General features: G+C 47.6%; 29 protein-coding genes. 23 read left to right on the forward strand and 6 right to left on the reverse strand.

Annotated elements, in window-relative coordinates; all coding sequences use genetic code 11:
• From TQ39_RS17810 to TQ39_RS17845, 9 genes are all read left to right on the forward strand, one after another.
• Positions 1–300: hypothetical protein (locus TQ39_RS17810; protein WP_207641413.1), on the forward strand; the 300-nt coding region annotated here is incomplete at its 5' end.
• A gap of 32 nt (positions 301–332) precedes the next feature.
• On the forward strand, positions 333–947 hold the full coding sequence (locus TQ39_RS20565; RefSeq protein ID WP_167541548.1) for a hypothetical protein: 615 nt from the start codon (positions 333–335) through the stop codon (positions 945–947).
• A 2-nt stretch (positions 948–949) separates the two neighbouring features.
• Entirely contained in the window at positions 950–4,564 is a 3,615-nt protein-coding gene (gene pglX / locus TQ39_RS17820; RefSeq protein ID WP_050006531.1) for a BREX-1 system adenine-specific DNA-methyltransferase PglX, read from the forward strand.
• A 176-nt stretch (positions 4,565–4,740) separates the two neighbouring features.
• Positions 4,741–6,165, forward strand: coding sequence for an ATP-binding protein (locus TQ39_RS17825; RefSeq protein WP_082052354.1), 1,425 nt, complete (start codon positions 4,741–4,743; stop codon positions 6,163–6,165).
• 3 nt (positions 6,166–6,168) lie between these two features.
• Positions 6,169–8,688 (forward strand): BREX-1 system phosphatase PglZ type A, encoded by a 2,520-nt coding sequence (pglZ, locus tag TQ39_RS17830; RefSeq protein WP_050006533.1) that lies wholly within the window; start codon positions 6,169–6,171, stop codon positions 8,686–8,688.
• Positions 8,689–8,701: 13 nt separating this feature from the next.
• Positions 8,702–10,759, forward strand: coding sequence for a protease Lon-related BREX system protein BrxL (gene brxL, locus TQ39_RS17835; protein WP_050006534.1), 2,058 nt, complete (start codon positions 8,702–8,704; stop codon positions 10,757–10,759).
• 14 nt (positions 10,760–10,773) lie between these two features.
• Positions 10,774–11,973 (forward strand): nucleotidyltransferase domain-containing protein, encoded by a 1,200-nt coding sequence (locus tag TQ39_RS17840; RefSeq protein WP_050006535.1) that lies wholly within the window; start codon positions 10,774–10,776, stop codon positions 11,971–11,973.
• 106 nt (positions 11,974–12,079) lie between these two features.
• Positions 12,080–12,667, forward strand: a complete 588-nt coding sequence (locus tag TQ39_RS21095) for a YecA family protein (protein WP_167541549.1) — start codon at positions 12,080–12,082, stop codon at positions 12,665–12,667.
• Complete coding sequence (locus TQ39_RS17845; protein WP_050006536.1) at positions 12,633–13,418, forward strand: hypothetical protein; 786 nt, start codon at positions 12,633–12,635, stop codon at positions 13,416–13,418. Before TQ39_RS21095 ends, TQ39_RS17845 begins: the two co-directional genes overlap by 35 nt.
• A 28-nt stretch (positions 13,419–13,446) precedes the next feature.
• Here the strand turns inward: TQ39_RS17845 and TQ39_RS17850 are convergent, their stop codons facing one another.
• The 6 genes from TQ39_RS17850 to TQ39_RS17880 form a co-directional block, all read right to left on the reverse strand.
• A complete protein-coding gene (locus TQ39_RS17850; RefSeq protein WP_050006537.1) occupies positions 13,447–13,971 on the reverse strand; it encodes a hypothetical protein in 525 nt (174 codons plus the stop codon).
• Entirely contained in the window at positions 13,968–14,864 is an 897-nt protein-coding gene (locus TQ39_RS17855) for a DUF5131 family protein (protein ID WP_050006538.1), read from the reverse strand. Before TQ39_RS17855 ends, TQ39_RS17850 begins: the two co-directional genes overlap by 4 nt.
• A 206-nt stretch (positions 14,865–15,070) precedes the next feature.
• Positions 15,071–16,138 (reverse strand): hypothetical protein, encoded by a 1,068-nt coding sequence (locus tag TQ39_RS17865; protein WP_050006540.1) that lies wholly within the window; start codon positions 16,136–16,138, stop codon positions 15,071–15,073.
• Between the two features lie 19 nt (positions 16,139–16,157).
• Positions 16,158–16,340 (reverse strand): hypothetical protein, encoded by a 183-nt coding sequence (locus TQ39_RS17870; protein ID WP_050006541.1) that lies wholly within the window; start codon positions 16,338–16,340, stop codon positions 16,158–16,160.
• Positions 16,341–16,350: 10 nt separating this feature from the next.
• Positions 16,351–16,914: an ImmA/IrrE family metallo-endopeptidase gene (locus TQ39_RS17875; protein ID WP_050006542.1), complete on the reverse strand. Its 564-nt coding sequence runs from the start codon at positions 16,912–16,914 to the stop codon at positions 16,351–16,353.
• Between the two features lie 61 nt (positions 16,915–16,975).
• Entirely contained in the window at positions 16,976–17,428 is a 453-nt protein-coding gene (locus tag TQ39_RS17880; RefSeq protein ID WP_050006543.1) for a helix-turn-helix domain-containing protein, read from the reverse strand.
• 194 nt (positions 17,429–17,622) lie between these two features.
• On the opposite strand from TQ39_RS17880, the gene TQ39_RS17885 reads away from it, so the two are divergent.
• The 14 genes from TQ39_RS17885 to TQ39_RS17945 all read left to right on the forward strand — a co-directional run bounded on the left by TQ39_RS17885 (position 17,623) and on the right by TQ39_RS17945 (position 26,743).
• Positions 17,623–18,906 (forward strand): DNA polymerase Y family protein, encoded by a 1,284-nt coding sequence (locus TQ39_RS17885; protein ID WP_420865198.1) that lies wholly within the window; start codon positions 17,623–17,625, stop codon positions 18,904–18,906.
• 37 nt (positions 18,907–18,943) lie between these two features.
• Complete coding sequence (locus TQ39_RS17890) at positions 18,944–19,174, forward strand: hypothetical protein (protein ID WP_420865199.1); 231 nt, start codon at positions 18,944–18,946, stop codon at positions 19,172–19,174.
• Between the two features lie 155 nt (positions 19,175–19,329).
• A complete protein-coding gene (locus TQ39_RS17895; protein ID WP_050006545.1) occupies positions 19,330–19,938 on the forward strand; it encodes a hypothetical protein in 609 nt (202 codons plus the stop codon).
• Positions 19,916–20,104: a LexA family protein gene (locus TQ39_RS20570; protein WP_242853540.1), complete on the forward strand. Its 189-nt coding sequence runs from the start codon at positions 19,916–19,918 to the stop codon at positions 20,102–20,104. The genes TQ39_RS17895 and TQ39_RS20570 overlap by 23 nt, the downstream gene beginning before the upstream one ends.
• Positions 20,105–20,504: 400 nt before the next feature.
• The gene (locus TQ39_RS17900; RefSeq protein ID WP_050006546.1) at positions 20,505–20,945 is read left to right on the forward strand and encodes a sigma-70 RNA polymerase sigma factor region 4 domain-containing protein; all 441 of its coding nucleotides are present in this window, start codon (positions 20,505–20,507) and stop codon (positions 20,943–20,945) included.
• A 504-nt stretch (positions 20,946–21,449) separates the two neighbouring features.
• Positions 21,450–21,698: a DUF6870 family protein gene (locus tag TQ39_RS17905; RefSeq protein ID WP_050006547.1), complete on the forward strand. Its 249-nt coding sequence runs from the start codon at positions 21,450–21,452 to the stop codon at positions 21,696–21,698.
• 160 nt (positions 21,699–21,858) lie between these two features.
• Positions 21,859–22,185, forward strand: a complete 327-nt coding sequence (locus TQ39_RS17910) for a recombinase family protein (protein ID WP_050006548.1) — start codon at positions 21,859–21,861, stop codon at positions 22,183–22,185.
• 136 nt (positions 22,186–22,321) lie between these two features.
• Positions 22,322–22,534, forward strand: coding sequence for a DUF5348 domain-containing protein (locus TQ39_RS17915; protein WP_050006549.1), 213 nt, complete (start codon positions 22,322–22,324; stop codon positions 22,532–22,534).
• Positions 22,531–22,830 (forward strand): DUF6050 family protein, encoded by a 300-nt coding sequence (locus TQ39_RS17920; RefSeq protein ID WP_082052353.1) that lies wholly within the window; start codon positions 22,531–22,533, stop codon positions 22,828–22,830. The genes TQ39_RS17915 and TQ39_RS17920 overlap by 4 nt, the downstream gene beginning before the upstream one ends.
• 140 nt (positions 22,831–22,970) lie before the next feature.
• Positions 22,971–23,201 (forward strand): hypothetical protein, encoded by a 231-nt coding sequence (locus TQ39_RS17925; RefSeq protein WP_050006550.1) that lies wholly within the window; start codon positions 22,971–22,973, stop codon positions 23,199–23,201.
• Between the two features lie 4 nt (positions 23,202–23,205).
• The gene (locus tag TQ39_RS17930; protein ID WP_050006551.1) at positions 23,206–24,042 is read left to right on the forward strand and encodes a DUF6017 domain-containing protein; all 837 of its coding nucleotides are present in this window, start codon (positions 23,206–23,208) and stop codon (positions 24,040–24,042) included.
• Between the two features lie 116 nt (positions 24,043–24,158).
• Positions 24,159–24,650: a PcfB family protein gene (locus TQ39_RS17935; RefSeq protein WP_004611945.1), complete on the forward strand. Its 492-nt coding sequence runs from the start codon at positions 24,159–24,161 to the stop codon at positions 24,648–24,650.
• A complete protein-coding gene (locus TQ39_RS17940) occupies positions 24,647–26,419 on the forward strand; it encodes a VirD4-like conjugal transfer protein, CD1115 family (RefSeq protein WP_050006552.1) in 1,773 nt (590 codons plus the stop codon). The genes TQ39_RS17935 and TQ39_RS17940 overlap by 4 nt, the downstream gene beginning before the upstream one ends.
• 111 nt (positions 26,420–26,530) lie before the next feature.
• Entirely contained in the window at positions 26,531–26,743 is a 213-nt protein-coding gene (locus TQ39_RS17945; RefSeq protein WP_004611947.1) for a Maff2 family protein, read from the forward strand.
• Positions 26,744–26,796 lie beyond the last annotated feature (53 nt).

The raw sequence follows: 26,796 nt of genomic DNA on the forward strand, positions 1-26,796 counted from the left end.
ACTTCCTACATGCAGTATCTGGAGACGGATATGACGGCTTACATTGAAAAATGTGAGAAGCGAATGCTTGGCAGTTTCAGTGTCTTAAATCGCCGGATGGCCGATTACAAAGGAAAGCCAATACTGGAGAAGGTTGATAAGTCCACCCATACAGAGAAGATCGGGAGACTCATTGATACTCTGAGCAGCAGTGAAGAGTCCTCTACAAGGAAGTCTCTTCGTCATGCGCTGCATGAGGCTACCAGTAAAGCGGAATATTATATCACGGCAGATGGCAGCATGTATGCCAAGGTAGTGTAAATTAAGATTCCCCTATGTCAGGAGGTGTGAACGTGGCAAATCCGAAATGCCCAAGGTGCGGCAGCGCCAATACAGCGAGATATTTATATGGGATGCCTGCCTTTAGTGAAGAGCTGGAAAAGAAATTGAATGCCGGTACAGTTGTTCTGGGCGGCTGCATGATTCATGAGCGGCAGCCACGGTTTCTGTGCAATGCCTGTAAAAGGTCTTTTGGAGCTACTGCGTTCACTAAGGATGGTTCTGAGCTTATTCCACTCATTTCATCAATTTCCTTTTCGGTTGGAGGTTTCTTTGACGGATATACACAGATTGAATTTCGTAGGACGGCTGGAGGCGCAGAATATGCTGTTTCAGACCGATTTACAAGTTCAGAAGTAAGAACGATGCCTGATAAAGAGTGGACAGAACTTGTTGATAGGCTATATAACCATCTTTTCCTTGATGATTGGAAGAGACGGTATGTTGATGAAGGTGTGCTGGATGGTACTCAGTGGGAATTGACCGTCCAGTTGGATAAGAAACGTAAGCGAGAGTATTATGGATCGAATATGTATCCGGCATATTGGAAGCGATTGAACAAGCTGTTTCAGCCTTACATGACGGAAGCGGAGATTCCAATGGATGATAAAGGAGCCGAAGGAGAATAGAGATGAACAAAACAGCGATTAAAAACTTTGCGGTTTGGGCGAGAAATAAGCTGATTGCAGATATTACTTACCGTGCCGGACTCATGGGCATTACGGAGGATGGGATCAAATCAGCCCTCCCCCAGTCCAGCAAAGATGTGGAATTTTATGATATTGGAACAAAAGAACCGTACAGCATTACCGGCGAGGCCGTGCGCCAGCGCAGAAAGCTGGCAGAACTGATCGGCCAGAAAGCCAAGTCCTCTGACTATAAAACGGCATACCGCAGTGTGCTGGAAGAAGTGGCCTACACTTGGTTCAACCGGCTGATTGCCATTCGGTTTATGGAGGTCAATGATTATCTTCCCTCCCGGATTCGTGTGCTTTCTTCCGAAAGCAAGAGCAAACTGGAGCCGGATCTGGTGACAACACCCTTTGATGCGGAGCTGGAACTGACCGAAGCTGAGACCGAAACTGTCATGCGCCTGAAAACGGACAATCAGGTGGATGACCTGTTCCGCCTGCTCTTTATCAAACAGTGCAATGCCTTAAACAAGGTGCTGCCCCAGCTGTTTGAGAAAACAGCGGATTATTCGGAGTTGCTGCTGAATGTCTCCGTGACCGATCAGGACGGTGTGGTGTACCATCTGGTGCATGACATTGACGAAGATGACTTCAACATCGAAAAAGGCGGTCAGGTGGAGATCATCGGCTGGCTGTATCAGTATTACAACACGGAGCCAAAGGATGAAGCCTTTGCCCTGCTGAAAAAGAATGTGAAGATCACCAAGGAGCGTATCCCAGCAGCCACCCAGTTGTTTACGCCGGATTGGATCGTGCGCTATATGGTGGAGAACAGCCTTGGCCGCCTGTGGCTGGAAGGCCACCCGAACAATGAGCTGAAAGCCGGATGGAAGTATTATCTGGACGAAGCAGAGCAGGAAGCGGATGTGGAAGCACAGCTTGCCAAGATCCGGGAAGAATATAAGGCAATTCAGCCGGTGGACATCAAAGTGATCGATCCTTGCATGGGCAGCGGTCATATTTTGGTGTACGCCTTTGATGTACTGATGCAGATCTATGAGGCTGCCGGATATACCCAGAGAGAGGCAGCCAAGAGCATCTTGGAGAACAACCTGTATGGGCTGGATATTGATGACCGAGCTTTCCAGCTGGCGTACTTTGCCGTGATGATGAAGGCACGGCAATATAACCGCCGCATTTTGAATGGGGAGACGGATTGCCATGTCTATTCCATTCAGGAGAGCAATACGGGCAATCGTAACCACCTGAAGTACCTTGGTGCTGGCATGGACGAGCTGGAGCGCAACAATGCACTGAATCAGCTTACCGGCCTGCTGGATACCTTTGTGGATGCCAAGGAATACGGCTCTATCCTGAATGTAGATGCCTGTGATTGGGACTTGTTGCGCCGGTTTGTAGAGCAGAGCGGTGAAGACGGGCAGATGTCGATGGACTCCTTTGGACTGGAGGATACCAAGGATCAGCTGCGAGGGCTGGTTGATATTGGACAGGCAATGGCGCAGAAGTATGATGTGGTGGTGACGAATCCGCCGTATATGGGTGCAAGGAACATGGGTGATAGGTTAAGTAATTACATTAAATATCACTACTCAGATTATAAATCCGATTTGTTTTCTGTGTTTGTTGTACGTTGTTCAAAAATGGTGAATAAACAGGGCTATTTGGGCTTTTTAACTCCTTATGTTTGGATGTTTTTGCAAAGCTACGAAAAAATGAGAACATTTTTGTATCAAGATGAAACTATAGAAACGTTAATTCAATTTGAATATTCAGCATTCGAGGAAGCAACAGTCCCTATTTGCACATTTGTAATAAACAATGAAAGAGTGGGGAAAAGAGGCTGCTATTTACGTCTTACTGATTTTACTGGTGGAATGGAAATTCAGCGTAAAAGAATGCTGGAGGCAGTCCAAAACAAAAAGTGTGGGTATTATTTCGAAGCCGATACTGAATTGTTCTCAAAAGTCCCTGGAAGCCCAGTTGCATACTGGTTGAGTAAAAAACTAATATCTGTTTTCGATAATCCAAAGATCGGAGAAATTGCATATTCAAAACAAGGACTAGCTACAGCTGACAACAATCGCTTCCTAAGATTATGGCATGAAGTTAATAAGGTGCATATAAACTTTACTGCAACATCTCATGAAGAGGCGTTACAATCAAATGTAAAATGGTTCCCATACAATAAGGGCGGAGAGTTTAGGAAATGGTACGGGAACAATGATTATGTGGTTAATTGGGAGAACAATGGATATGAAATAAAGCACTTTGTCGATGATAAAGGAAAGTTGCGTTCACGCCCTCAGAATCTTGACTTTATGTTTAGGCCTTCAGCAAGTTGGTCAGACATTACATCCAGCGCAAATGCATTTAGATATAAGCCAGAAGGAAATTTGTTTGATATTACAGGCATGAGTTTGTTTTCAACCGATGCTCTTTTCTATTTACTGGCGCTATGCAACACAAAGATTGTTAGAGAGATATTGAAGGTAGTGGCACCAACCATGCATTGTCAGTGCGGAGATGTAGCAAATATACCTGTAATATATGCGAAAGGGAAAAAAGCGATCATTGATTCACTGGTTGAAGAAAATATCAGTTTATCAAAACAAGACTGGGACTCCTTTGAAACCTCATGGGATTTCCAGCGTCACCCGCTGCTTTGCGGTTGTTCCACCATCGAAGCCGCCTATGCTCAGTGGGAAGCAGCCTGCAACGACCGCTTCAACCAACTCAAGCGCAACGAGGAAGAGCTGAACCGCATCTTCATTGACATCTACGGCTTGCAGGACGAACTAACGCCCGAAGTGGAGGACAAAGATGTGACCGTCCGCAAGGCTGACCTTGGACGGGACATCCACAGCCTGATCTCCTACGCCGTGGGCTGCATGTTTGGCCGCTATTCACTGGATGTGGATGGCCTTGCCTATGCAGGTGGAGAGTGGGATGACAGCAAATACAGCAGCTTTATTCCGGACAAGGATAACATCCTGCCCATTACGGATGAAGAATATTTCCCCGATGATATTGTCGGCCTGTTCTGTGCATGGCTGAAAAGGGTCTACGGCGAGGACACGCTGGAGGACAATCTGGACTTTATCGCCAAGGCACTGGGAAATAAGGGCAATACCAGCCGGGAGATCATCCGCAATTACTTCCTGAATGACTTCTTCAAGGATCATTGCCAGACCTATTCCGTTACCGGATCCGGCAAGCGCCCGATTTACTGGCTTTTTGACAGCGGCAAACAGAATGGCTTCAAGGCGCTGATCTATATGCACCGCTATGACGAGAACACTATTGGCAACCTGCGCATTGACTACCTGCACCGCATGGAGCGTGTCTATGACAATGAGATCGCCCGGATGCAGGACATCATCGACAACAGCAAAGTTGCCCGTGAAGTGACACAGGCCACCAAGCGCCGGGAGAAGCTGCAAAAGCAGCTGAAAGAGTGCAAAGAGTACGATGAACGCATTGCCCATCTTGCCCTTGCCCGGATTCCCATTGATCTGGATGATGGCGTGAAGGTCAACTATGAGAAAGTCCAGACCGTGGACGGCGTAAAATACCCGGTATTGGCAAAGATTTGATTTCCAGTTTGCAGTGCAGATGGCTGATGGCGCAGCATTCGTGAAAGCTCGCTTTCTAAGAAGGCTGGGACAGCAGACATCTATAGGGCGAATGCCCTTTCATGAATAAAATGCGGTTTTTGCATTTTATGAATAAGCACTGCAAACAATAACAAAAAGCGTTTGGAGGGATGACAATGGAAAAGGATACGCTGTTTTCTGGCGAGTCCGTCAATGTGGAATATAAAGTCGCTGTTCCGAAGGACAGTGCAAAATACATGAAGACAGTGGTGGCTTATGCCAATGGCCGTGGCGGCAAAATCATTTTTGGCGTGGATGATAAGACGCTGGAAGTGGTGGGCATGGATACGGACAGCATCTTCCAGACGATTGATGCCATTACCAATGCGATCTCGGATAGCTGTGAACCGACCATTCTTCCGGATATAACCTTGCAGACCGTAGAGGATAAGACCGTCATCGTGGTGGAGATCTTCCCCGGTAAGATGCGGCCATACTATATCAAGTCCAAGGGTATGGTCAGTGGCACCTATGTCCGGTCAGCTGGAACCACAAGGCCGGTAGCCGATTACATGTTGAAAGAGCTGATTCTGGAAGGCCAGAACCGCTATTATGACTGTGAGGTTTGCGAAGGCCTGACAGTAACACCAGAGGATATTGAACGCCTCTGCGCTGAAATGAAGGCCACGGCGATCCGCAATACCCTGACCGAAGGCGAGAAGCTGAAAGTCAAGGACGTGACGCAGAATGTGCTGATTTCTTGGGGCGTTTTGGCTGAAAAAGATGGAGCTATTGTTCCTACCAATGCTTATGCACTGCTCACCGGACAGGCAAGGTTCCAGCCGGTCATCCAGTGCGCCGTTTTCAAAGGCAAAGACCGGGCGTATTTTGTAGACAGGCGGGAATTTGAAGGTTCCATCCAAGACCAGATGGAAGCCACTTTCCAGTATGTGCTGGAGAAGATCAATCGTGGAATGCGGATACAGGGCATGTACCGGCAGGATATGTACGAGCTGCCAGTGGACAGTGTGCGGGAGATGATCGCAAATTCCGTGGCTCACCGGTCATATCTGGAGCCGGGTAACATCCAAGTGGCGCTCTTTGATGACCGTTTGGAGGTCACTTCCCCCGGTATGCTGCTGAATGGTGTTTCCATCAAGAAGATGAAGGAAGGCTATTCCAAGCCCCGGAACCGTGCCATTGCCTCTGCCTTTGCTTACATGAAGATCATTGAAAAATGGGGCAGCGGCATTCCCCGGATCCTCCGTGAGTGCAGCGAGTATGGCTTACCCGAACCTGAGTTTATTGATTTTGACGGGGATTTCCGGGTGAATATGTACCGGCAGCTCCCGGAAAAAGATTGGTCTCATACCGATGATACCAAACATGATACCAATGATACCATTTCCGAAAATGATACCAAAGTCCTGAACCTGATCCGGGAGAATCCGTCTATCACACAGGCTGAGTTGAAAGAGAAATTGCAGGTGTCCATCGTGACCGTAAAGCGGCTGATGGCTGATCTGCAAAAGCGAGGTCTGATTGAGCGGCAAGGCTCCAGCAGAAAGGGAAAATGGATCATTATCGGTCAGAAGGAGTAGCAGATGGCAGAGTTAAACCTAAAACAGATTATTGACCGGCTGAATGAAGAATTCACCGGTGATACCCGCAAGCTGGTATTCTGGTATGATGACAAGGCGGATTTTGCAGAGGACATTGATTCTGTAGAGTTGAAAAACGCCAAGATTTTGAAGCTGGAACCGGGCAACCAGTTTGCTACGAAATATTTTCTGGAGCGTCAGGATAAGACTACCAATTACCTGATCTATGCTCCGTTTCCAAAACCGGATGTGCGAGAGAACCACTTGGAGGACACCATGTTGTATTCCAAGCGTTTCTTCGCTGACCGTGCTTCTCTGCTGACCGTTGATCTGGGCATTGACCAGAAGTATAAGCAGGTTATAGAAAAGCACATCAAGTTCTTTGCAAACAAGGAGCGCACCAGCCGGTTTTACGATTTGGAGATTGAAAATTTCAATGAAGAGAATATTCTGATCGGTCTCATGAGCGCTGTGTGCCGTACCCGTACCTGCTCTTTTGACGAAGTGATCCGGGTGCTGCTGACGGACGATAAGCTGGAAGACAACAAGTTTCTTGCTGAGTTTGAGAAGTATGATCTGCTACCTGCTTTTTGGAAATTCTGTGAGCAGCAGTTTGGCTATAACGACAACAAGCCCACATTAGAAAAATTGGTAGTGACATTGTTCATCACCTATGCGGATAAATATATTCAAAAGGAGCTGCCCAAGGCTTGGCAGACCTTTATTTCCTATAAGTCCGGGAACATCATTGCGTTTCTCGACAGCCTGATGAATAATTACCTGTACCGAGAGCGTTATGATGAATTGTCCGCCCATGTGGCTGCTGGTCTGAACGTGGAACAGGGTTTGAAAGAATACACCCCAGAAACGCTGGTGGAATGCGATTCCTTTGCTCAGATCGACATCATAATTCTGCACTGGCTGACAGATCGTTTGCTGGCAGAGGATACGGGTGCAAAGCTGGGCAACCATCCAATTCCGGAAATTTGCGAGATGCGTTCCAAGATGCACTTTGGAACTAAGTATGCAGCAGCCTATGAGATGCTGAGCAGCGCTTACAGCCTGATTATAGCGGTTAATTATGCCTGCCCGGAAGACTTCAAGTCCATCATCCGGCAATATGCAGAGAAGGACTACCAGATTGACAGCAAGTACCGGAGCTTCTACACCTGCTATGATAAACTGGAGAATACCGGAGCCTTTGAAGAGCTGCGAGATCTGGTAGAGAACATCTACACCAATGAGTATCTTGGCAAGCTGCTTCCCCTGTGGAATAGCGCTATTATGGAGGCAGATGCCCTTACAGCACTTCCCCTCCAGCGAAACTTTTACAGCCGTTTTGTCCGTGGAAACAAGGACAGGACAGTGGTCATCATCTCGGATGCTATGCGATATGAAGTTGGACGAGAGCTGTTCCAGCGGATGCTGGACGATCCGAAGTGTACCGCTAAAATGGAACCGATGCTCAGCACCCTGCCTTCCTATACAAGGCTGGGTATGGCAGCACTGCTTCCCCATACTTCTCTGGAACTTACGGATGACGGGAAAGAGCTGGTGGACGGTGTATATTGTACGGATCTGGCTTCCCGGCAGACCGTTCTGCAGGGGACGGTGCCAGAGAGCTGCTGTGTCCAGTTTGACGAGATTAAGAACATGAAAAAGACTGCCTTGCGGGAGGTCTTTACCGGCAAACAGGTGGTCTATGTGTATCATGATCAGATAGATGTACGTGGAGAGCATACCGAAGATGAAGTCTTTGTGGCTTGTGAAGAGGCCGTGGCGGAGATCGCAGACCTGATCCGCAAAATCTCCACCAACGCTAACACCCTCCACTTCATTGTGACCGCTGACCACGGCTTTATTTACAAGCGGGATAAGGTGACAGAGAGTGATAAGATCGGCGGAGTATCTGATAAAAACAGCATTGTCAAGCGGCGGTACATCGTTTCTTCTCAGCCGGTCATGGAAGATGGTGTATGCAACCTGAGTTTGGGTTATATTCTCGGTAATGAGGACAGCAAGGTTGTCTCCTTCCCATGCAGTACCAGCGTGTTTAAGACACCCGGCAGCGGTGGGCAGAATTACGTGCATGGCGGTTCTTCACCACAAGAGATGCTGGTGCCAGTCATCGACATCAAAATGGAAAAAGGTCACATGGAGACAAAGACAGTTCAGATTATGCTGGTCAGTCTCATTCAGAAGATTACCAATCTGATCACTACGCTGGATTTCATCCAGTCGGAACCGGTCAGTGATGTGGTGAAAGCAACCACCTTCCGGCTTTATTTTGTGTCGGAAGATGGCGAGAAGATTTCCAATGAGAACATTTATGTAGCAGACAATCGTGATCCCGCCTCCCAAAACCGGATTTTCCGGATGCGGTTCACCTTCAAGAATAAAAAATATGACAAGGACAAGCACTATTATCTGGTGGCCTATGATGACAGTAATGATTTGGAGGTATTCCGTCATGCAGTCGTTATGGATCTGGCCTTCGCAGATGACTTTGGTTTTGGCCTGTAAGGGGTGAAGAAAGATGATTGACGAGAACCTTGATGCTCTGGAGCTGATGCACCAGAAGCTACGGGATAACTTTGCGGGCAAGATAGTACGCAAAGACCTGACAAAGAAAATCAAAGAAGGAGCCAATGTTCCAGTCTATGTACTGGAATATCTCCTTGGCATGTACTGTTCTTCTCAGGACGAAGACGAAATTTCCGCTGGTGTGGAGAACGTCAAACGGATCCTTGCGGATAACTTTGTCCGTCCAGATGAAGCGCAGAAAATTCTGTCTGTGCTGCGGCAGCGTGGCAGTTATTCGGTTATTGACAAGATCACCGTCAATCTGAATATCAGAGAGGATCGCTTTGAGGCGGAGTTTTCCAATCTTGGCTTGAAAAACATCCCTATTTCAGACGAGTACCCTACCCAGTATGACCGGCTGCTCTGCGGCGGTATCTGGTGCATTGTGCAGCTGGAGTATGAGTACATAGAGGAAGATAAGAAGAACGGTACTCCTATCCGAATCCGGAAACTGAATCCGATCCAGATGCCTCATGTGGATATTGACGAGTTAAAAGCAAGCCGGAAGGCTTTCACACAGGAAGAATGGATGGATCTGTTGCTCCGGTCTATTGGCATGGAACCTTCCACACTGGAGAACCGGGAAAAGTGGCTGCTCCTTGCCCGTATGCTGCCGTTGGTGGAGAATAACTTCAATCTTTGTGAGTTGGGGCCAAGAAGCACTGGTAAGTCCCATCTCTACAAAGAAATCTCTCCAAATTCCATTCTGGTATCCGGTGGGCAGACTACGGTTGCCAATCTCTTTTACAACATGGGGCGCAAGACCGTTGGCCTTGTGGGTCTCTGGGATTGTGTGGCTTTCGATGAAGTGGCCGGTATCAATTTCAAGGACAAAGACGGGATCCAGATCATGAAAGATTACATGGCTTCCGGTTCCTTTGCCCGTGGCAAGGAAGAAAAAGCAGCCTCGGCCTCGATGGTCTTTGTGGGCAATATCAACCAGAGCGTGGATGTGTTATTGAAAACCTCCAGTCTCTTTGATCCATTCCCGCCTGAGATGGGGACAGATACAGCCTTTCTTGACCGGATCCATTGCTATATCCCCGGCTGGGAGATCCCAAAGTTCCGCCCGGAGCATTTTACCAATGACTACGGGTTTATCACAGATTATCTGGCAGAATTTATCCGGGAGCTGCGCAAGGAACAACAGGGTGATGCGCTGGATAAATACTTCCATCTGGGTAAGAACCTGAACCAACGTGATACCATTGCGGTGCGCAAGATGGTGGGCGGTTTTATCAAGCTGCTGTATCCGGATGGCGTTTATACCAAAGAGCAGTTGGAAGAGGTTTTGAAGCTATCGCTGGAGATGCGCAGGCGTGTCAAGGAGCAGCTGAAAAAGCTGGGCGGCATGGAGTTCTATGACGTGAATTTCTCTTACATCGACAACGAGACCTTTGAAGAGCATTATGTTTCTGTTCCGGAACAGGGCGGCGGCAAGCTCATTCCGGAGGGAATCTGCAATCCGGGACAGGTTTATACTGTGTCTCAGGGTAAGTCTGGTATGATTGGCGTGTTCCGTCTGGAGTCGCAGATGCTGCCCGGAAGTGGTAAATTTGAGCGAACCGGACTTGGTTCCGACCGGGAACCGAAAGAGGCCTCCAACACAGCCTTCAACTTCCTGAAAGCCAACAGCAACCGGATCAGCGGCTCCATCAGCACCACGTCCAAGGACTATATCATCAACTATCAGGATTTGCAGGGCATTGGCATGACCAAAAACCTTGCGCTGCCCACACTGGTAGCAATCTGTTCCATTGCTCTGGGTAAGCCCACGGTCAGCTCTCTGGCCGTGCTGGGCGAGATCAGCATCAGCGGCACCATGATTAAGGTGGACGAGCTGGCAAATGCCTTGCAGGTGTGTCTGGACAGTGGAGCCAAGAAGGTATTGCTGCCCATTACCTCAGCAGCGGATCTGGGGACAGTACCGGCAGAGCTGGTGGGATGCTTCAATTTGATTTTCTATCAAACAGCGGAAGACGCAGTGTTTAAGGCACTGGGAGTGGAATAAAGGAGAGATTAAACATGGCTAATAAGAAAATTGATTTTGATACCATTGTTAAAGCATTGGATATTACACCTACAATGTACAAAAATGCTGTGGATAAGTATACTGCGATAGCGGCATATTTGGATGAACAAGGCATTAAAGCGGACTTTTATCCCCAAGGTTCGTTCAGATTAGGCACTGTTGTTCGTCCACTGAAAAACGGAAAAGATGCAGATTATGATTTGGATGTTATATGTCAACTGAAAGAAGACAAAGCCTCTACGGATGCAAAAACTGTAAAGAGCAAAGTGGGCAATGCCTTAAAAGCGAGTAAACTCTATGCGGATAGATTACTGCCAGAAGATGATAGGTGCTGGACTCTGGAATATGCTACAGTAGACGGAACGGTTGGTTTTTCTCTTGATGTTGTTCCTTGCGTAGGGCAAAGCGAGGATATTATCCTAAGTGTCGAGGCATTGGGTGTACCTGCAAGTTATGCACAAGAGGCAATAGCAATTACTGAGCGGATGATAACGCAATATGACTGGCAAGCATCTAACCCAAAAGGGTATGCTCTATGGTTTGATTCAATCAATCGTGCATTTTTGAATTATGATCGGGAAGCACGTAGACAGGCAATTTTTAACGAAAACCGGGCTGTATTTGCGTCAGTTGAAGAAATACCTGAAATCTTAGAGCGGTCAGCATTACAACGAGTTATTCAAATATTAAAACGGCATCGTGATTTGTTTTTTTATAGAGCAAGAAAGGAAGACAAAAAGCCTATCTCTGCCATCGTCACCACATTGGCAGCGCAGATTGCATCACATGCAGATCCTTCTTTGTCTACCTATGAACTGCTTGAATTTGTTTCAAATGATATTGAAAGATACAGTGCTTTACTACAGGGGAAAACCACTGGATACTATTCTAATTATGAGGCACGGGCATACATAAAGAAGGATGATCAAAAGTGGACGATTACTAACCCTGTGGATCCTAATGATAATTATGCTGACTCTTGGGATGATGAAACGGCATCACTCTTTTTTAGATGGGCTGCTGCTGTAAAACAGGATTTTATTGATATTTCAGAAACAGAACAAGAAAAGTATTATGCTGGCTTGAAAAATGGTATGGGAGCTACTCTTGTCGATAAGGCACTTCCAGTACAGACGATAAATAAGCCCATAAAGCCCGTAAGCATTACTGGGACAAAGCCGTGGAGGTGTTAATCTGAATATAGAAAATATTCAAACAGAATTTATGGACTTAAAGAACGAGTATCCTTGTCTTATACTGGAGAGTAATTCGGATACCATTTGCATTTCAGGGCGCATAATGCTTAATGCAGTTTACAATGATGTTCAATTATTTGATGAATATGAAATAAGAATGGTAATCCCAACTAATTATCCTCATTCTTTGCCAGCTGTTTATGAAGTATCCGGTGGTATCCCAACAGAATTTGAGCATTTTCTCGATAACGGAGCTTTATGTCTTGGCGTTGAAAATGACCTTTGGGATAGATTTTTGACGAATCCATGCCTCCTACATTTTATGAATGAGTGCGTAACCAGTTATTTATACGCAGCCACATATTTTAAGAAATACGGGAGCTTTCCGTTTGGCGAACGATCTCATGGGGTGGAGGGAATAATCGAATATTATTATGAAAAGTGGAATTTGTCCGATCTTCAAAAGGTGGTATCAATACTATCGGCCATTTATTTGAAACAATATCGAGGACATCTTCCATGCCCATGTGGATCGGGAATAAAGGCAAGAAAGTGTCATGGGCGTTTTATTCTGGAAGCGATAAATTCAGAGCATAAACAATGCTTTGATTCAGACTTATACTATATTTGGAGCTGTTATGAAAGGGGGAAGAGTAGTGGAGGTAAAAGCACCACAAAAAGGACTATTTGATCAGGCACTGAGCGAATATAAAAAATATCGGGCTATTCTTATCGTAGCATTTGTAGTAGCGATAGCAGAATCGATTCTGCGAAGTCTCTCTTTACCGTTGACCACGATATACTATATTACACATTTTCTTGGATTTGCGTCGGTGGCATTGGCAATTTGGATATTTGTTGAAGAACGAAACTATGCCAGCAAGTTTTCAGAGGCAGAAAATGAACGTAGATGCAGTATGTTGGATAATGCGCTTGGAAGCAAATATGCTCGTACTGAATCAAACAATTATTACGACACAGATCAGATTGATAAGGGAATTAAGAAAGTTCTTGCGAATTTGCATGAGAGTTGTATTTATACATCGGCTGAGGCGAAGTACATGGTAAAGAGGCAATGTTGGATTGCAGGCGTTGGCATTGTAGTAATGTTGATATGTGCCTATATTGGTCTAAAGAATATTGCATTCTCTTCACTAATACTGGAGTTTTTCCTGTCCTGTATTATTGTCGGTAGATACCTTGATGTAAAGAGTATTGCTACGAGTGCAGAACAAATAGAGAAAGACGCCTGTCAGATTTGGGTTGATATTGAAAATGGTACAAAAAGCAATCTGGAGGCAAAGGTATTTAATCTTTTGCTTCGTTACGAAACTTCGCTTGCATCTGCACAGATCATTCTCAGTGATGCAGCTTATACGGCATGTGGTCAGGATTGTCTTGATGAATGGAACGAAAAAGTTAAACGGTATCATATTGGTTAGAAAAAAGTGAAGCACCATTTTAGGCGCTTCACTTTTTTTTCAGCGATTGCTTTATTTTATGTAGATCTTCTTTCATAACCTGATGCTGAGAAAAGAGTTCCAGAATTTTTAACAGATCATCCTCCGGGCTTTCACCCACGTCCATGTGAAAGATCATGTGGCTGCGATCATCCTCCCATCCGCAGAGCAGGTAGTCTCCGCTCTGAGACAGCTCCACAGTGTATAAAAACCGGTCTTTGGTTTCTGTGTTCATAGCCAGATAAATGTGACGGCAGAAAAGTATGTCCTGCGGTTTCGGCATTTGCAGTTGCACCAGTGTGGTGTGAATGTCTGGATACAGGAAGTATCGGATCTTGAATTCCTCTGCTGCATAAGGGCAGATATAATCAGTTGCTTCCTCAGCGTCTTCATCTGTATTCATGGCGGTCAAAAGGTCAATGAATATCTGACCGCCTTCTTTCAGCGTCTCTTCGACAAAGCCTTTCCCAGCCCCGTAAAAGATCCACGGGAGCCATTTGTGTTCGATGTAGTATAACTGTTCTTTATCATTCATTCGTTTTTCCCTCGGTTCTTATCACATTTGCCGCAGTCAGCACAGCCGTTGCAGGTCATCCGGCTTCCGCATTCCTTACAGGTGATTGGATGGTAGTGTGGGACATACAGGCTCTCTTCGGGAATGTCGTATCCCCATCCATCTACCAGATGAAATCGTATTGGCTTTCCCTGATAGCTCAGGCCGGAGCGGTATGCCTGCTGTGCCTGTATCTGCTTATCCGGAATATGATACCGCTTGCCTTCTTTTATAAATACGCTGCCGGTTTCGATGAAATTGAAGGTGACATTGTTTCGTTGGCATTGTTCACTGAGCTGCTTGACCCATTCGTAGTGACAAGGCCGGGAACCATCGTAGTTTTCGCCTCCACAAAGCACCTGTTCAATCTGACCAGCAGCCAGATAATGTTCTATGTCAATCGCTCCAATCAATGGAGCAGTCATGATTCCTTTGTGCTTAAATGGCAGGTTAAAGAGAATTGGGATCCGTTCATCCGCACGGCGCTGGTTCTCACAGGTGACATTGAAGAAAATATTGTCCCATCCTTCGCCCCAGTCTTTGGGAAGATGGTCGGCTACTCGCTGCGGCCTTTTGGTCAGCAGAAAAAACTTCACATCACTGCGCTGCCGCATGATGTCCCATGCGTCCGGCCTCCATTCATCAGCTTCTTCCAGAAAAAAATCAGAGGTCATGCAGACACGAATCATTTCACCACTCTGGATCTTATACTGGCCTTGCCAGTTCTTCTGGAGTGGATAGCGGAGGCCATTCTTTGTGCGATAAATTTTGCTTCCGTCTTGGTTACGCATTCGATCCAGAAAATACATGTAGCAATTCTCGCAGCCCTCAGAACACTTTTTGCATCCGTGCCAAGGGTTCCATATATCGTGCATATTGGCCTCCTTCCCTCAGTATATGATTGATTCAGTGGTTAGCTGCCAGAAGTTCCGGATGGAATTCTTTCTGGTAGCTCCAGAACTCCTTTTGTTCTTTCTCATTAGCTGGACGGATATGTATTTTGCCACAATCCGGGCAGCGCTCCGCCGGTTCGCTGCTGCGGAAGAGATAGTGGCAGTCTTCGCATAGATAGATCATAGTGTTAGGCCTTTCGATAGATTTTTGGAGTATACCGCTGCCTTGCGCTCTTCTTGGTTTCAAGGAATGCAATCTTCATAGCCGTGATTAACGATTCCAAGTCATCTAAAGGATAATCTGGCTTGCGGAAGGATTCAATCGTAGAATTTACTATATCGTCAAAATCCCGTACTCCACGGGAACCATATTCTTTCTTGATCGTTGCTTTGAAGTCATCAAGGTCATGCTGGAATTCTTCGCTGAGAGATTCCCAAACCTTCTCGGTGGAGCGCCAGTGTTCGGCAACTGGCAAATAAGCGGCAATCTGTTCCCTCAGTACATTGAAACACTCTTCATAATAGACCTCCAGCTCCAGAGGAAACACCTGACCTATCGCCTTGGTGATGGCATTCAGCTGTTTGTCGGGAAGGTGCCAGTACAGGAGCATTGGCTCATGAAAAGCGGGGTGAAGATACTCCACATCCTCCAGTTCAAGCTCTTTTTGAAGATGTTCCAGCATGTGGCCGCAGGCCGAAGCAAAATCAAATGAACGATAACGGTTCAGGCAGTGCTTCATCAGTTCCATGCCCATATTACTGTCCTGATTAAGAAGTGCGGATACAGCGAGGTCTGTCAGGCTGAAACTCTCTGCAAAATCGTAGCCATAAATTTGTCCATCTGTGGATTCGCCCGTTTGAATTCGGTCTTCCTGCATCAACATGGCAGCCAGTGCATATTGCTCCATGTAATCAAAGTATTTCGGTTCGACCGAAGGTTGCAAGCGGATTGATTTAACATCAACTGGATGCAGCCCTTCTATATACTCAATTCCTACTGCATAGGATGAAGGAAAGAGCGATTGTTCTTCCGAGGAAATCCGAAGCAAGTACGCCTTTGGTGCCGGGATCCGAATAAGCTGCGCTAAATTGCAGGCTACAAATTCATTACATACAGCTGTTGGTGTGGCGTGTTTAATCAGCAGCTTTGGTTTCCGTTTGTTTTTAGGCGTTGCAAGCAGGATCTGGCCGCTGAATCCAGTGTCAGAATAGGGCGTATATGTATAATCGCTGCTGTCAACAAAATACTTTTTCATTCCACGCCTCCAATCTTATTCATTCATGGGCAAGAGCTTTTTGCTTTGCCTCCATGTCAATTTCATAGCAAATATAGGGCTTGTCTTCAAAGACAGGCTTGCCATTCTGAACGCCTTTAAGCATCGGAATGGCAATTTTCTTTACAGGGAAGATATTCTCCTGTTGATACAGCTCTTCCAATGTGGGTTTCTTTTTATCCATGTCTGCCTCCTTAGCAACCGTCATGAAAGCGATCAGAGTCTTCATACGCTCCCAAGTCTTCTTTCAGGAAATCCGATTTGCGGACATCCATTGTATTCAGGCTGTAGCCTTTGGAGCGCAGGAGTAGGAATTTGTAATCCAGCAATGCCGCCGGTACGTAAAGAGACCGGGCGGCTTCAAAAAAAGACTCTTCGCTCAGATGTTCCAATACAGCTTCATCCTCCAGCAGCAGTTCCGCCGCAAAAAGATTCGCTTCATTTTCCTCTGGCATGTCCTGCCTACTTTCCAGCACTTCCATCTCCTGAAAGCCTCGCATGAGAGCCACTTCGGTATGTAAGACAGCATGTCCCAGCTCATGAGCGATCAGGATCAGTTCCAGAACCTTGTTTACATTGTTGTCGATTACGATGTTCTTTTGCCGGGATTGACAGAAGAAAAATCCCTTTAATTTCTTTTGCATGTCCTTGTAATGGATTTTTATGCCGAGAGCGTCACATAGCTCATAAGGATCTCTGGTCTTGTATTTCCTTACGAGCTTATCCACAACTTCGGCAATATACGCAGTTGTAGCCAATCAAACCACCTCCCTAATTGGTATACTGGTGTATTCTGATTATCCCATAATAGGTGTCCTATTATCGGGACTTGCTACGATGCTTGCGATATTTTTTTGGGGTGAATTTCTCACGTGCGGCCTGCTTGGAGTCAAGGTAGACTTCCATCAGGGACTGGAAGAATACTTCCTTGGCTTCGTCATCCAATTCCCCACCGGCAAGCAGTGCGCCAGTGCGGCTCAGTATCTCTTTAGCTTCTCGTGCGCCCTTCGAGCCGAATTCCTGTTTCACGTCATCAATAAACTGATCCTGCTCAATATGCTTCGTCTTATCGGTTTCCCCGTCATCCATGAGGTATGTCACAGATACCCTCAAGGCCTCCGCAATTTTTTTGATGTTGCCAGATCGAGGGATGGTGCCAAGTTGCTCATAGGTGTACAGTGACCGCTCAGAAATTCCTGTGAGCTGAGAAAGCTCCGTCTGAGAGAGGTTCATAGCCAAGCGAGCTTCTTTGACTTTTTCAGCGAATGTCATGATGTTTTCCTGCCTTTCTAAAATTTTTTCATCGTAACTTCCGATTAACAGTTGACAAACTTCCGAATCGAGCTATAATATAAATCACCGGAAGTTCTCTTCGAGTTAATTTTACATCGGAAGTTACCTTCTGTCAATAGTTCATCGGAAGAAAACTTCCGATTGTGACAGAAGTTTGCAAAGGAGGCGAGATTGTGGATCGTGTTATTCTCCATTCGGATATGAATAGTTGTTTCGCCAGTATAGAGCTGCTTCATCACCCTGAGTTGCGGGGAAAGCCCCTTGCTGTCGGCGGGGATCCGGAGGCCAGACATGGGATTGTGCTGGCTAAAGACCAACTGGCAAAGAAGGCTGGTGTAAAAACTGGTATGGCGCTCTGGCAGGCCAGACAGGTCTGCCCCAACATCATCTTTGTTCCGCCTCACATGGATCTGTACTTACGCTTTTCTCGGCTGGCGCATGAGATTTATGCGGATTATACGGATTTACAGGAGGCCTTCGGCATTGATGAATCATGGCTGGATGTGACAGGAAGCTGTTCCTGTAAGGGTGATGGTTTGACTATTGCTAAAGAGATCAACCGGAGGGTAAAAGAAGAGCTTGGGATCACAGTCAGTATTGGCGTATCGTGGAATAAGATATTCGCCAAGTTGGGGTCTGATTATAAAAAACCGGATGCCATTACAGTATTTGATCGAGAGAATTACCGGGAAAAGATATGGCCGCTTCCTGTTCAGGATTTGCTATATGTGGGAAGCGCTACTCAGAAAAAACTCAATAGTTACTGCATCCGTACCATCGGAGATCTCGCTGCAGCGGATCCGATGTTCTTGAAATCCCACTTGGGGAAAATGGGATTAGTCCTCAGCATGTTTGCCAATGGCGAAGACCGGACACCGGTCAGTGCGGAGAATTACCATGCCCCTATCAAGAGCATCGGCAACAGTACCACAACTCCGAGAGATCTTGTGAATGAGGAAGATGTAGAGATTGTGGTTTACCTGCTGGCAGAAAGCGTTTCAGCCAGACTGAGAGAAAACAACTTTGCCGGAACCGTAGTAGAAATTTCAGTCCGGGACAATGAGTTGTACAGTTTTACTCGGCAACAAAAGCTCCAGATGCCGACAGACATCACGCAGGAGATAGCGGAGGCCGCTATGCAGCTATTCCGGGCAAATTACAGGTGGAATAAACCGATCCGCAGCATAGGTGTGAGAGCGTCCAGTCTGGTGAATGCCCTGACTCCCATTCAGATGAACCTTTTTGTTGATCAGGCTTATCGGGACAAGCTCCAGAGGATGGATCATGCTGTGGATGACATCCGCAGACGTTTTGGATATAACAGCATCCAGCGTGGCCTGATGTACTATGATCGGATACTGTCCTCGGTCAATGCGAAGGATGACCATACCGTGCATCCCCACGGCTATATGGAATCGGGCAACCGTACAGGTGTAGAACTATTGAGTATGGGTTAGGCAGGTGTTTGAGATGGAGCAAAAACGGAAGATTTATGTGAAAGTGACTGTAGAATTTTCGCCGGAAGGAAAGATGTCCCCTCGGTTCATCACTTGGGAGGACGGGAGGCGGTTTGAGATAGACCGGATCAAGGATTGCCGCAGGGCAGCCAGTTTGAAAGCAGGCGGTGCAGGGATTCGCTACACCTGTACCATCTGCGGCAGCGATCACTATCTCTTTTATGAAGAGAATTACAAGTGGTTTGTGGAAGCAAAAAATGTGAATTAGGAAAAACACACCCGGCAGGCGTAAGATGCAGCGCTTGCTGGTCGGCACCCGAAGGCCATTGTGTTTAAGAAACTGCCTGATTTTCTTTCCCTTATTCAGGCAGTGATAGAGAAGGATTGATTTTATATGCTTTACATGACGAAGGGAGCAATGCAATGGGAAGAAAAAACTCACAGGCAGTCAGCAGTATTCATCGGATGTACCGTTTGCACAATCTGAATGAGACGCTGATGAAACAGAAAGCAAGGTTGCTTTTGAATATATACCGGGATGTCTGCTGGTCAACGATAGGACGGGCGGACATGGTAAAGGAGGATCTGGTCTGCTATTGCGGCGGTGAGCTGGACACAGCGCTGGTCTATCTGGAAGAATTTGCGCCGGATGAACAGCGGGAACGATTTGAGGATACAGTGCGCAGCCTGTTTGAAACAAAATGGATGGTCGAGCTGGTGGATACTGCTATGATTCGGGTGAAGGAGTACCCCTACAATGGGGAACTCTACTTTGAAATCATCTCCAAGTGCTACCTGTCCCGGTTCCGTTATACAGAGACAGAGATGCTGGAGCTTTTGCAGATAGAGCGCAGCACATTCTATGACCGTAAGCGGGAAGCTATTTTGGTGTTTGGCCTTGCCATGTGGGGTGGTGCCATTCCCCAGTTAAAGACCTTTTTGAATGACACGCAAGAAGAATTTCAGAATCAACCGTGGGAGGTGATCAGTGATGAAGATAAACAAGAAAATGCAGCTGCTGAGCTGTATTGAAGATTACACGAGGGAGAACGGCTACCCGCCAACGATCCGGGAGTTAAGTGCGCTACTAGGGTATCGCTCCACATCCTCCGTCCATGCTTATATCCGGCAGCTACAAGAGGACGGGCTTTTAAGCTATGAAGCATCCAAGCCAAGGACGTTGACGGTTGCCCGGTGATTGTCCGACCAAAGTCCGACAGATTAACGACATTTGTCCGATGGTTTCCCTACTGAATGTCCGACTGTCAATCCCTTATAATTGGTATGCTGGCAAGGTGCAGCATACTTTCTGAAATATGAATGCAGAAGATACGGCCTCACTGTCCGATTGGATAGTGGGGCTTTTTCTATGCCATCTTGCCGGTTTCCGAGGCAGAGTAATTTTGAAATCTGAGACGTTTCTACTTCTGCTTCGAGACTGGCGCAAATTGAGAGCTGGGAGGTGATAAAGACCACCAGCTCTTTTTTTGTGCTGCCAAGGAGGATGGCAGATGAAGAGATGGCGCTGGTATTATGCCAGATACCCGTGACTTCGGAATTTGAATCTAACCACAAATTCAAATTTCGGAGGACACGACATGATTTACAAATACGAACGTGCTTGCCAAGAGGCAGGATTAGAAGAAAGCAGAATTGCAGAGATCCGCAGGTTCTTTGATGCGGAGAAAAAGAAGTTGAGCCGGGACAAAGAAGCCAGAGATAAGGCCGGGATTGTGTTTAACAGCCTTTCCAGCCTCGTGCAGCCAGAAGGCAGCAGCTCCAGTGATGAATATGAGATTGCGGATGACCGGGCAAATGTGGAAGAACAGATCCTTCACAAGCTGGAGCTTGACCATCTACATGAGTGCCTTGCAGGACTCCCGGAGGATGACCGGGAGTTTCTTTTTGCACTCTTTTCCGGTGGCTACGGGAATGAAAGTCGGATGGCAAAAGAGATGGGAATTCCACGCACTACGCTGATCCGGCGCAAGGAGCGTCTGCTGAAACAGCTGCGGGAAAAGTTTTTTGAAAAAAGTTGAACGATTTTTGCGTCAGCTTCTGCAAAATCCGTCCCCACTATAACGTGAAGGGGCAAAATGCTGCTTCCTAAAGCACCTTGAAAACCGAATAGTTCAGTAATTCAGTTACATTCCGTATGAATGGAGCAGCATGGTTCCTGCCGCCACGACCTTCCGATTGGAGGCGAGCGATCTACAGGGAGCCAAAACAGGCCTGATGGTATGGCCTGCCTGCGTTGAGCTTCATGCGGCACAATGATACTTCTGTCGAGTCGAGGTTAAGTCCCAGACGGCAGCCCGGTGAGAACCACGGGGAGTGAAACGCACTATGACACGCTGCCAAGCGTGGGCTGGATTATTCCCGGAGCGAACAGCTCCATGTCAGGGGTGCGAGCGGCAAATATGACAGAAGAAATGAACATTCACTGAGTTGACAGTGAAAACTATGTGGCAGAGCTGCCAGACGGGTGGCTCTGCCATATCCTTTTGCTGTTAAACAACGCAAGAAGAAATGAGGTGGAAAAAATGAGGTATCAGTCAATCGAGGAAATGAAAAATGTGGATGTCCGTTCCGTTTCTCCGGAGGATCTGGTTGACCTTGGCTCCGTCCATGTGGATACCGAGCTTCCGAGAGAGGAACGGATCAAGAGCTTCTTAGCTCAGATTGGAAATCCTTACTGCTATAAATGCGGGAAGGTTATTGTAAAGGTCAGCTTTCTGGATACGGATGTAACGCTGGAAGATCGGCTGGAACACTACATTAGGGGGCTGTGAAAATGAATCTGAGATTTTTGAAGAATCCACTGGAATCAAAATCTGTTCTGTGTTATCATAAGGTCAGGGTCAAAAAAGAATAGCAATAAGCCAGTTAAGCCTATCAGGCTCTGATTTGTCATGTGTCACAGACACAAAAACAAACGAGAGGAGATAGGCTATGTCTATTTATAGAGATGTTTATTCGGCCTGTATCTACACCAGACTGTCCCGTGATGACAGCGATAAAGAAGAAAAAGCCGAGAGCAACAGCATAACCAATCAGAAAGCCCTGATCCGGGACTTCCTGAGCGGACATCCTGAGATTGAAATTGTCTCCGAACATGAGGACGATGGATACAGTGGTGTCAACTTCGACCGCCCCGGTTTCAATGCCATGATGGATGAAATTCGTTCCGGCAAGGTAAACTGTGTTGTGGTCAAAGATTGTTGTGCGATAATGGGACTAAATCAGAAAGACCTTGAAAATCAAGGGATTCTGGCTTAGTCCCTTCTTTTTTGACCTGAAAGAGGAACAATCGCTCAACAATCGGCGCACAGGATCAAAACCGGCTGGCGGTGGCTATGGAGGTACACTGCATAAGCCCTTCCCGTTGCGCTGCCCACAACGAAAGGAGTCTATCATGAAACAGGGAACTTTGGTTTATGATCACGCAACGGATCGGTACGACATTCGCTTTGACCTTGACTGCTACTACGGCGGTCTGCACTGCGGGGAATGCTTCGATGTCATGATCGGGGGCAAGTGGAAACCCACTCGGATCGAGATGGCTGCGGACTGGTATCTCGTCGGCATCCGCACGGACGATTTGCAGGGATTGAGGGTGAGGATGTGAAGACTTTTCTCAAGGAAGTGCTGCTTCCTCTGCTGATTGCCCTTTGTCTTGCCGCATTCTTCAAGCCGGTCTATATGGCGGACGGCGTATGTGACTACTTCCTAATGTGGCTCTGTGTCGGCTTCCCATTCGGCATCCGCAGGATGTGTCTCTGGCTCGTCCCCTTCGGTTACGGCATATCCGGCACAGTAGGAATCTTCGCACTCAACATCATCATCGGCGGTCTTATCGGAGGGCTCGCCCTGATTGTCGGGCTGCTGCTCGGCATCATCCATACCATCCGAGACATCATCTGAATATCTGAAAAGCTAAGAGGGTTTGTTTCATTCTCCAATTCGGAGCATGAAGCAAACCCTCTTTTTTTGTTGCCCGAAAGCTGGAACAATCTGCCCCTTGCAGATGACGGCGGTGCGGCGAGGAAAGGAGAGAAAACAAAATGAGCTACATGACAGCCGGTAAGCTGCAAGCCTTTGAAGCCCTCATGAAGGAGGTACCCGGCCACAACCACTATGACAGCGGATGCGACGGGATCTGCCCGGAATGCCGGTCGTGCTGCTTCCATCGTCCCTACTGGAAATATCAAACCTGTGTCTTCGAGGAATGTCCCTATTCCCCGGTGAAGCTGTCAACGCTGCGCTGTCAGCCGGTGATGGCAAGGGAGGGATAACCGCATGGCAGTCTATCGCGTCAACAAAAACCGTAGCTACACGGTCATGGCAAATTACCATCTCAGGGATAAAACCCTGTCCCTCAAGGCCGTGGGGCTACTCTCCAAAATGCTGTCCTTCAACGATGGCTGGCAGTTCTCAACGAAAGGTCTTTCGGCGATCTGCAAGGAAGGCCCCGATGCTGTTCTGGCAGCTCTCAGGGAGCTTGAGGACGCAGGGTATCTCGTCCGTCATCAGTCACGGGATGAAAAAGGCCGGATGAGCAGCATGGTTTTCGAGATATACGAGAAGCCGCAGACGGGTTTGCCGGACACGGAAAAACCGCATACGGAAAAGCCGGACACGGATAATCCGTTCACGGGAAAACCGTGTACGGAAAATCCCGCACAATTAAATACTAATCAAGTAATTACCAACGAAAGAAATAACTCTCTGAGAAACTATCAATCTATCAATCTTGATGGGATGGACAGGATGGATGAACGGGAGCAATACAGGGAATTGATCCGGGATAACCTTGAGATCGACATCCGCTCTCAGGATAGGCACTATGACCTTGACCGGGTAAATGAAATTGTCGAGATCATGCTGGATGCTGTTTGCTCCACAAGACCCACCATCCGTATCAACGGAGAAGATATGCCGCAGCCGGTGGTTAAGTCACGCTTCCTCAAGCTGGACAGCGGCCACATCGACTATGTGCTCCAAGCGATGAACGATTGCCCTTCCGACATTCGGAACATCCGGGCATATCTGCTTACGGCGTTGTATAACGCTTCACTGACCATAGACAACTACTATTCAGCCCGCGTGAACTACGATTTTCACGGAAAAGGCTGATGCGTAAGCATTCTCAATCAACTTAAAGGGGGTGAGATGAAAACATGATCCACATTTTACACGGTGTCCCGCCTTAGTGACAGGATTGCCCCGCAAATCTCAGAAAGGAGGTCCCCATGCAGGATGAAGTAAATACCAAAGTCGTTGCGATTGCCATTAAGGGCGGCAGGATCACTGCGGAAGTGCTGAAAAAGGCGCTCGCCAAATTCATTGAGGAAATTGAAAAGGCCGAAAAGCAAGCCTCTCAGCCCAAGACCTACCGGGGCAAGCAGTCCATCAAGCATCTTGTCGAGCAGAACGCCGCAATCAGCAACATCGAAGTGACCGACGGAAACATCAAGTCTTTCGAGCGTACAGCGAACAAGTACGGGATCGACTACGCGCTCAAGAAAGACACCTCTGAGCAGCCGCCGCGCTATCTCGTCTTCTTCAAAGGCCGGGATGTGGATGTGATGACTCAGGCGTTCAAGGAGTTTTCCGCCAAGACGGTCAAGCAGAAAGAAAAGCAATCCCTCAAGCAGAAGCTCTCCCGCAGCAGGGAGCAGTCTAAAGCCCAGCACAAGGAGAAGGTCAAGGTTAAGACGAAGGATCGGGGCGTTGAGCTATGAAAAAGAAACTCGACATCAAAAAGCTCGTCCTTCTCAATCTCCCGTATGTGTTCGCCTTCTACTTTGTGGATAAGCTGGCGGCAGTCTTCCGGCTGGCTCCCGGCACAGAGTTCATCGACAAGCTCACCGGCGGCTTTGCCAATTTCGGCGCAGCGTTCGCCAATCCGCTCCCCAGCTTTCATCCAGTAGACCTTCTCATTGGTGTGGCCGGAGGCGCGTTGCTCAAGCTGGCCGTCTACATCAAAGGCAAAAACCGCAAGAAATTCCGCCAAGGGGAGGAATACGGGTCAGCGCGTTGGGGACGACCGGAAGACATCCGGCCTTACATGGATGATGACTTTTCCAACAATGTCATTCTCACCCAGACCGAAGGGCTGACCATGAACAGCCGTCCGAAGCAGCCGAAGTACGCGAGGAATAAGAATATCCTTGTCATCGGTGGTTCCGGCTCGGGTAAGACCCGCTTCTTCGTGAAGCCCAACCTGATGCAGATGCACAGCTCCTATGTGGTCACTGATCCCAAGGGTACAGTGCTGGTCGAATGTGGAAAGATGCTTGAGAAAAACGGCTATATCATCAAGTCGCTGAATACGATAAATTTTCGTAAATCCATGCACTACAACCCGTTCGCTTACATCAGGTCAGAGAAGGACATTCTCAAACTGGTCAATACGATCATCGTCAACACGAAGGGAGATGGCGATAAGTCCGGGGAGGATTTCTGGGTCAAGGCAGAAAAGCTCTACTATACCGCACTCATCGGCTATATCTGGTACGAAGCGCCGGAACACGAGAAAAACTTCACTACCTTGCTCGAATTGATCAACGCTTCGGAGGCCAGAGAGGATGACGAGACTTTCAAAAATCCCGTTGACCTCATGTTCGATGAGCTGGAAGAGCGCGACCCTGACCACTTCGCGGTCAAGCAATACCGTAAATATAAGTTAGCCGCTGGCAAAACAGCCAAGTCGATCCTGATTAGCTGTGGCGCACGGCTTGCCCCGTTTGACATCGCGGAGCTGCGGGAGCTGATGAGTTACGACGAGATGGAGCTGGATTGTATCGGCGACCGCAAGACGGCGCTGTTCGTCATTATCTCTGATACCGACGATACCTTCAACTTTGTCGTGGCGATTATGTACTCCCAGCTTTTTAACTTGCTCTGCGACAAGGCGGATGATGTCTACAATGGGCGGCTTCCCGTCCATGTCCGCTGCTTGCTCGACGAGTTCGCGAACATCGGTCAAATCCCAAAGTTCGATAAACTGATTGCTACGATCCGAAGCCGGGAAATCTCAGCGTCCATCATCTTGCAGTCCCAGAGTCAGCTCAAGACCATCTACAAGGACGCGGCGGACACGATTGTCGGCAACTGCGACTGTACGCTCTTCCTTGGCGGTAAGGAAAAGTCCACTTTGAAGGAACTCAGTGAAATTCTCGGAAAGGAGACAATCGACCTATATAACACATCAGAAACCCGTTCAACCAACAACTCATACGGCCTGAACTACCAGAAGACCGGCAAGCAGCTCATGTCGGAGGACGAAATCGCTGTCATGGACGGCGGCAAATGTATTTTGCAGCTTAGAGGCGTGAGACCTTTTCTCAGTGACAAGTACGACATTACGAAGCATCCAAAATACAAAATGCTGTCCGACTACGATAAGCGCAACGCTTTTGACATCGAGAAATACCGTTCTCACAAGCTGGTAGTCAAGCCCACCCAAACCTTCGACCTCTATGACATGGGAGAGGTTGAAGCCGATTGAAGCCCCGTCATGCACTGCGCATGGGCAATGCCCAAAGCAGAACAATGACGGGGCTTCTATTTTTTTATCCATTTTCAATAATTCACACTCAAAAATCAAGGAGGTCACTCTATGGAATTTATCAATCAGGCGGTTACGGTCCTTCAGACGCTCGTTGTTGCCCTCGGTGCCGGTCTGGCTGTGTGGGGCGTGGTCAACCTCATGGAGGGGTACGGCAATGACAATCCCGGTGCCAAGTCCCAGGGCATCAAGCAGTTGATGGCCGGTGGCGGCGTGGTACTCATCGGCACGACCCTCATCCCCCTGCTGTCCGGTTTGTTCTGATAACCGGTTCGCGTATCCACATGGGAGGGCGCGAAATGCCGCGCTCTCCCTTC

The sequence above is a fragment of the Ruthenibacterium lactatiformans genome (genome assembly GCF_000949455.1).
Taxonomy (GTDB): Bacteria; Bacillota; Clostridia; order Oscillospirales; family Ruminococcaceae; genus Ruthenibacterium; species Ruthenibacterium lactatiformans.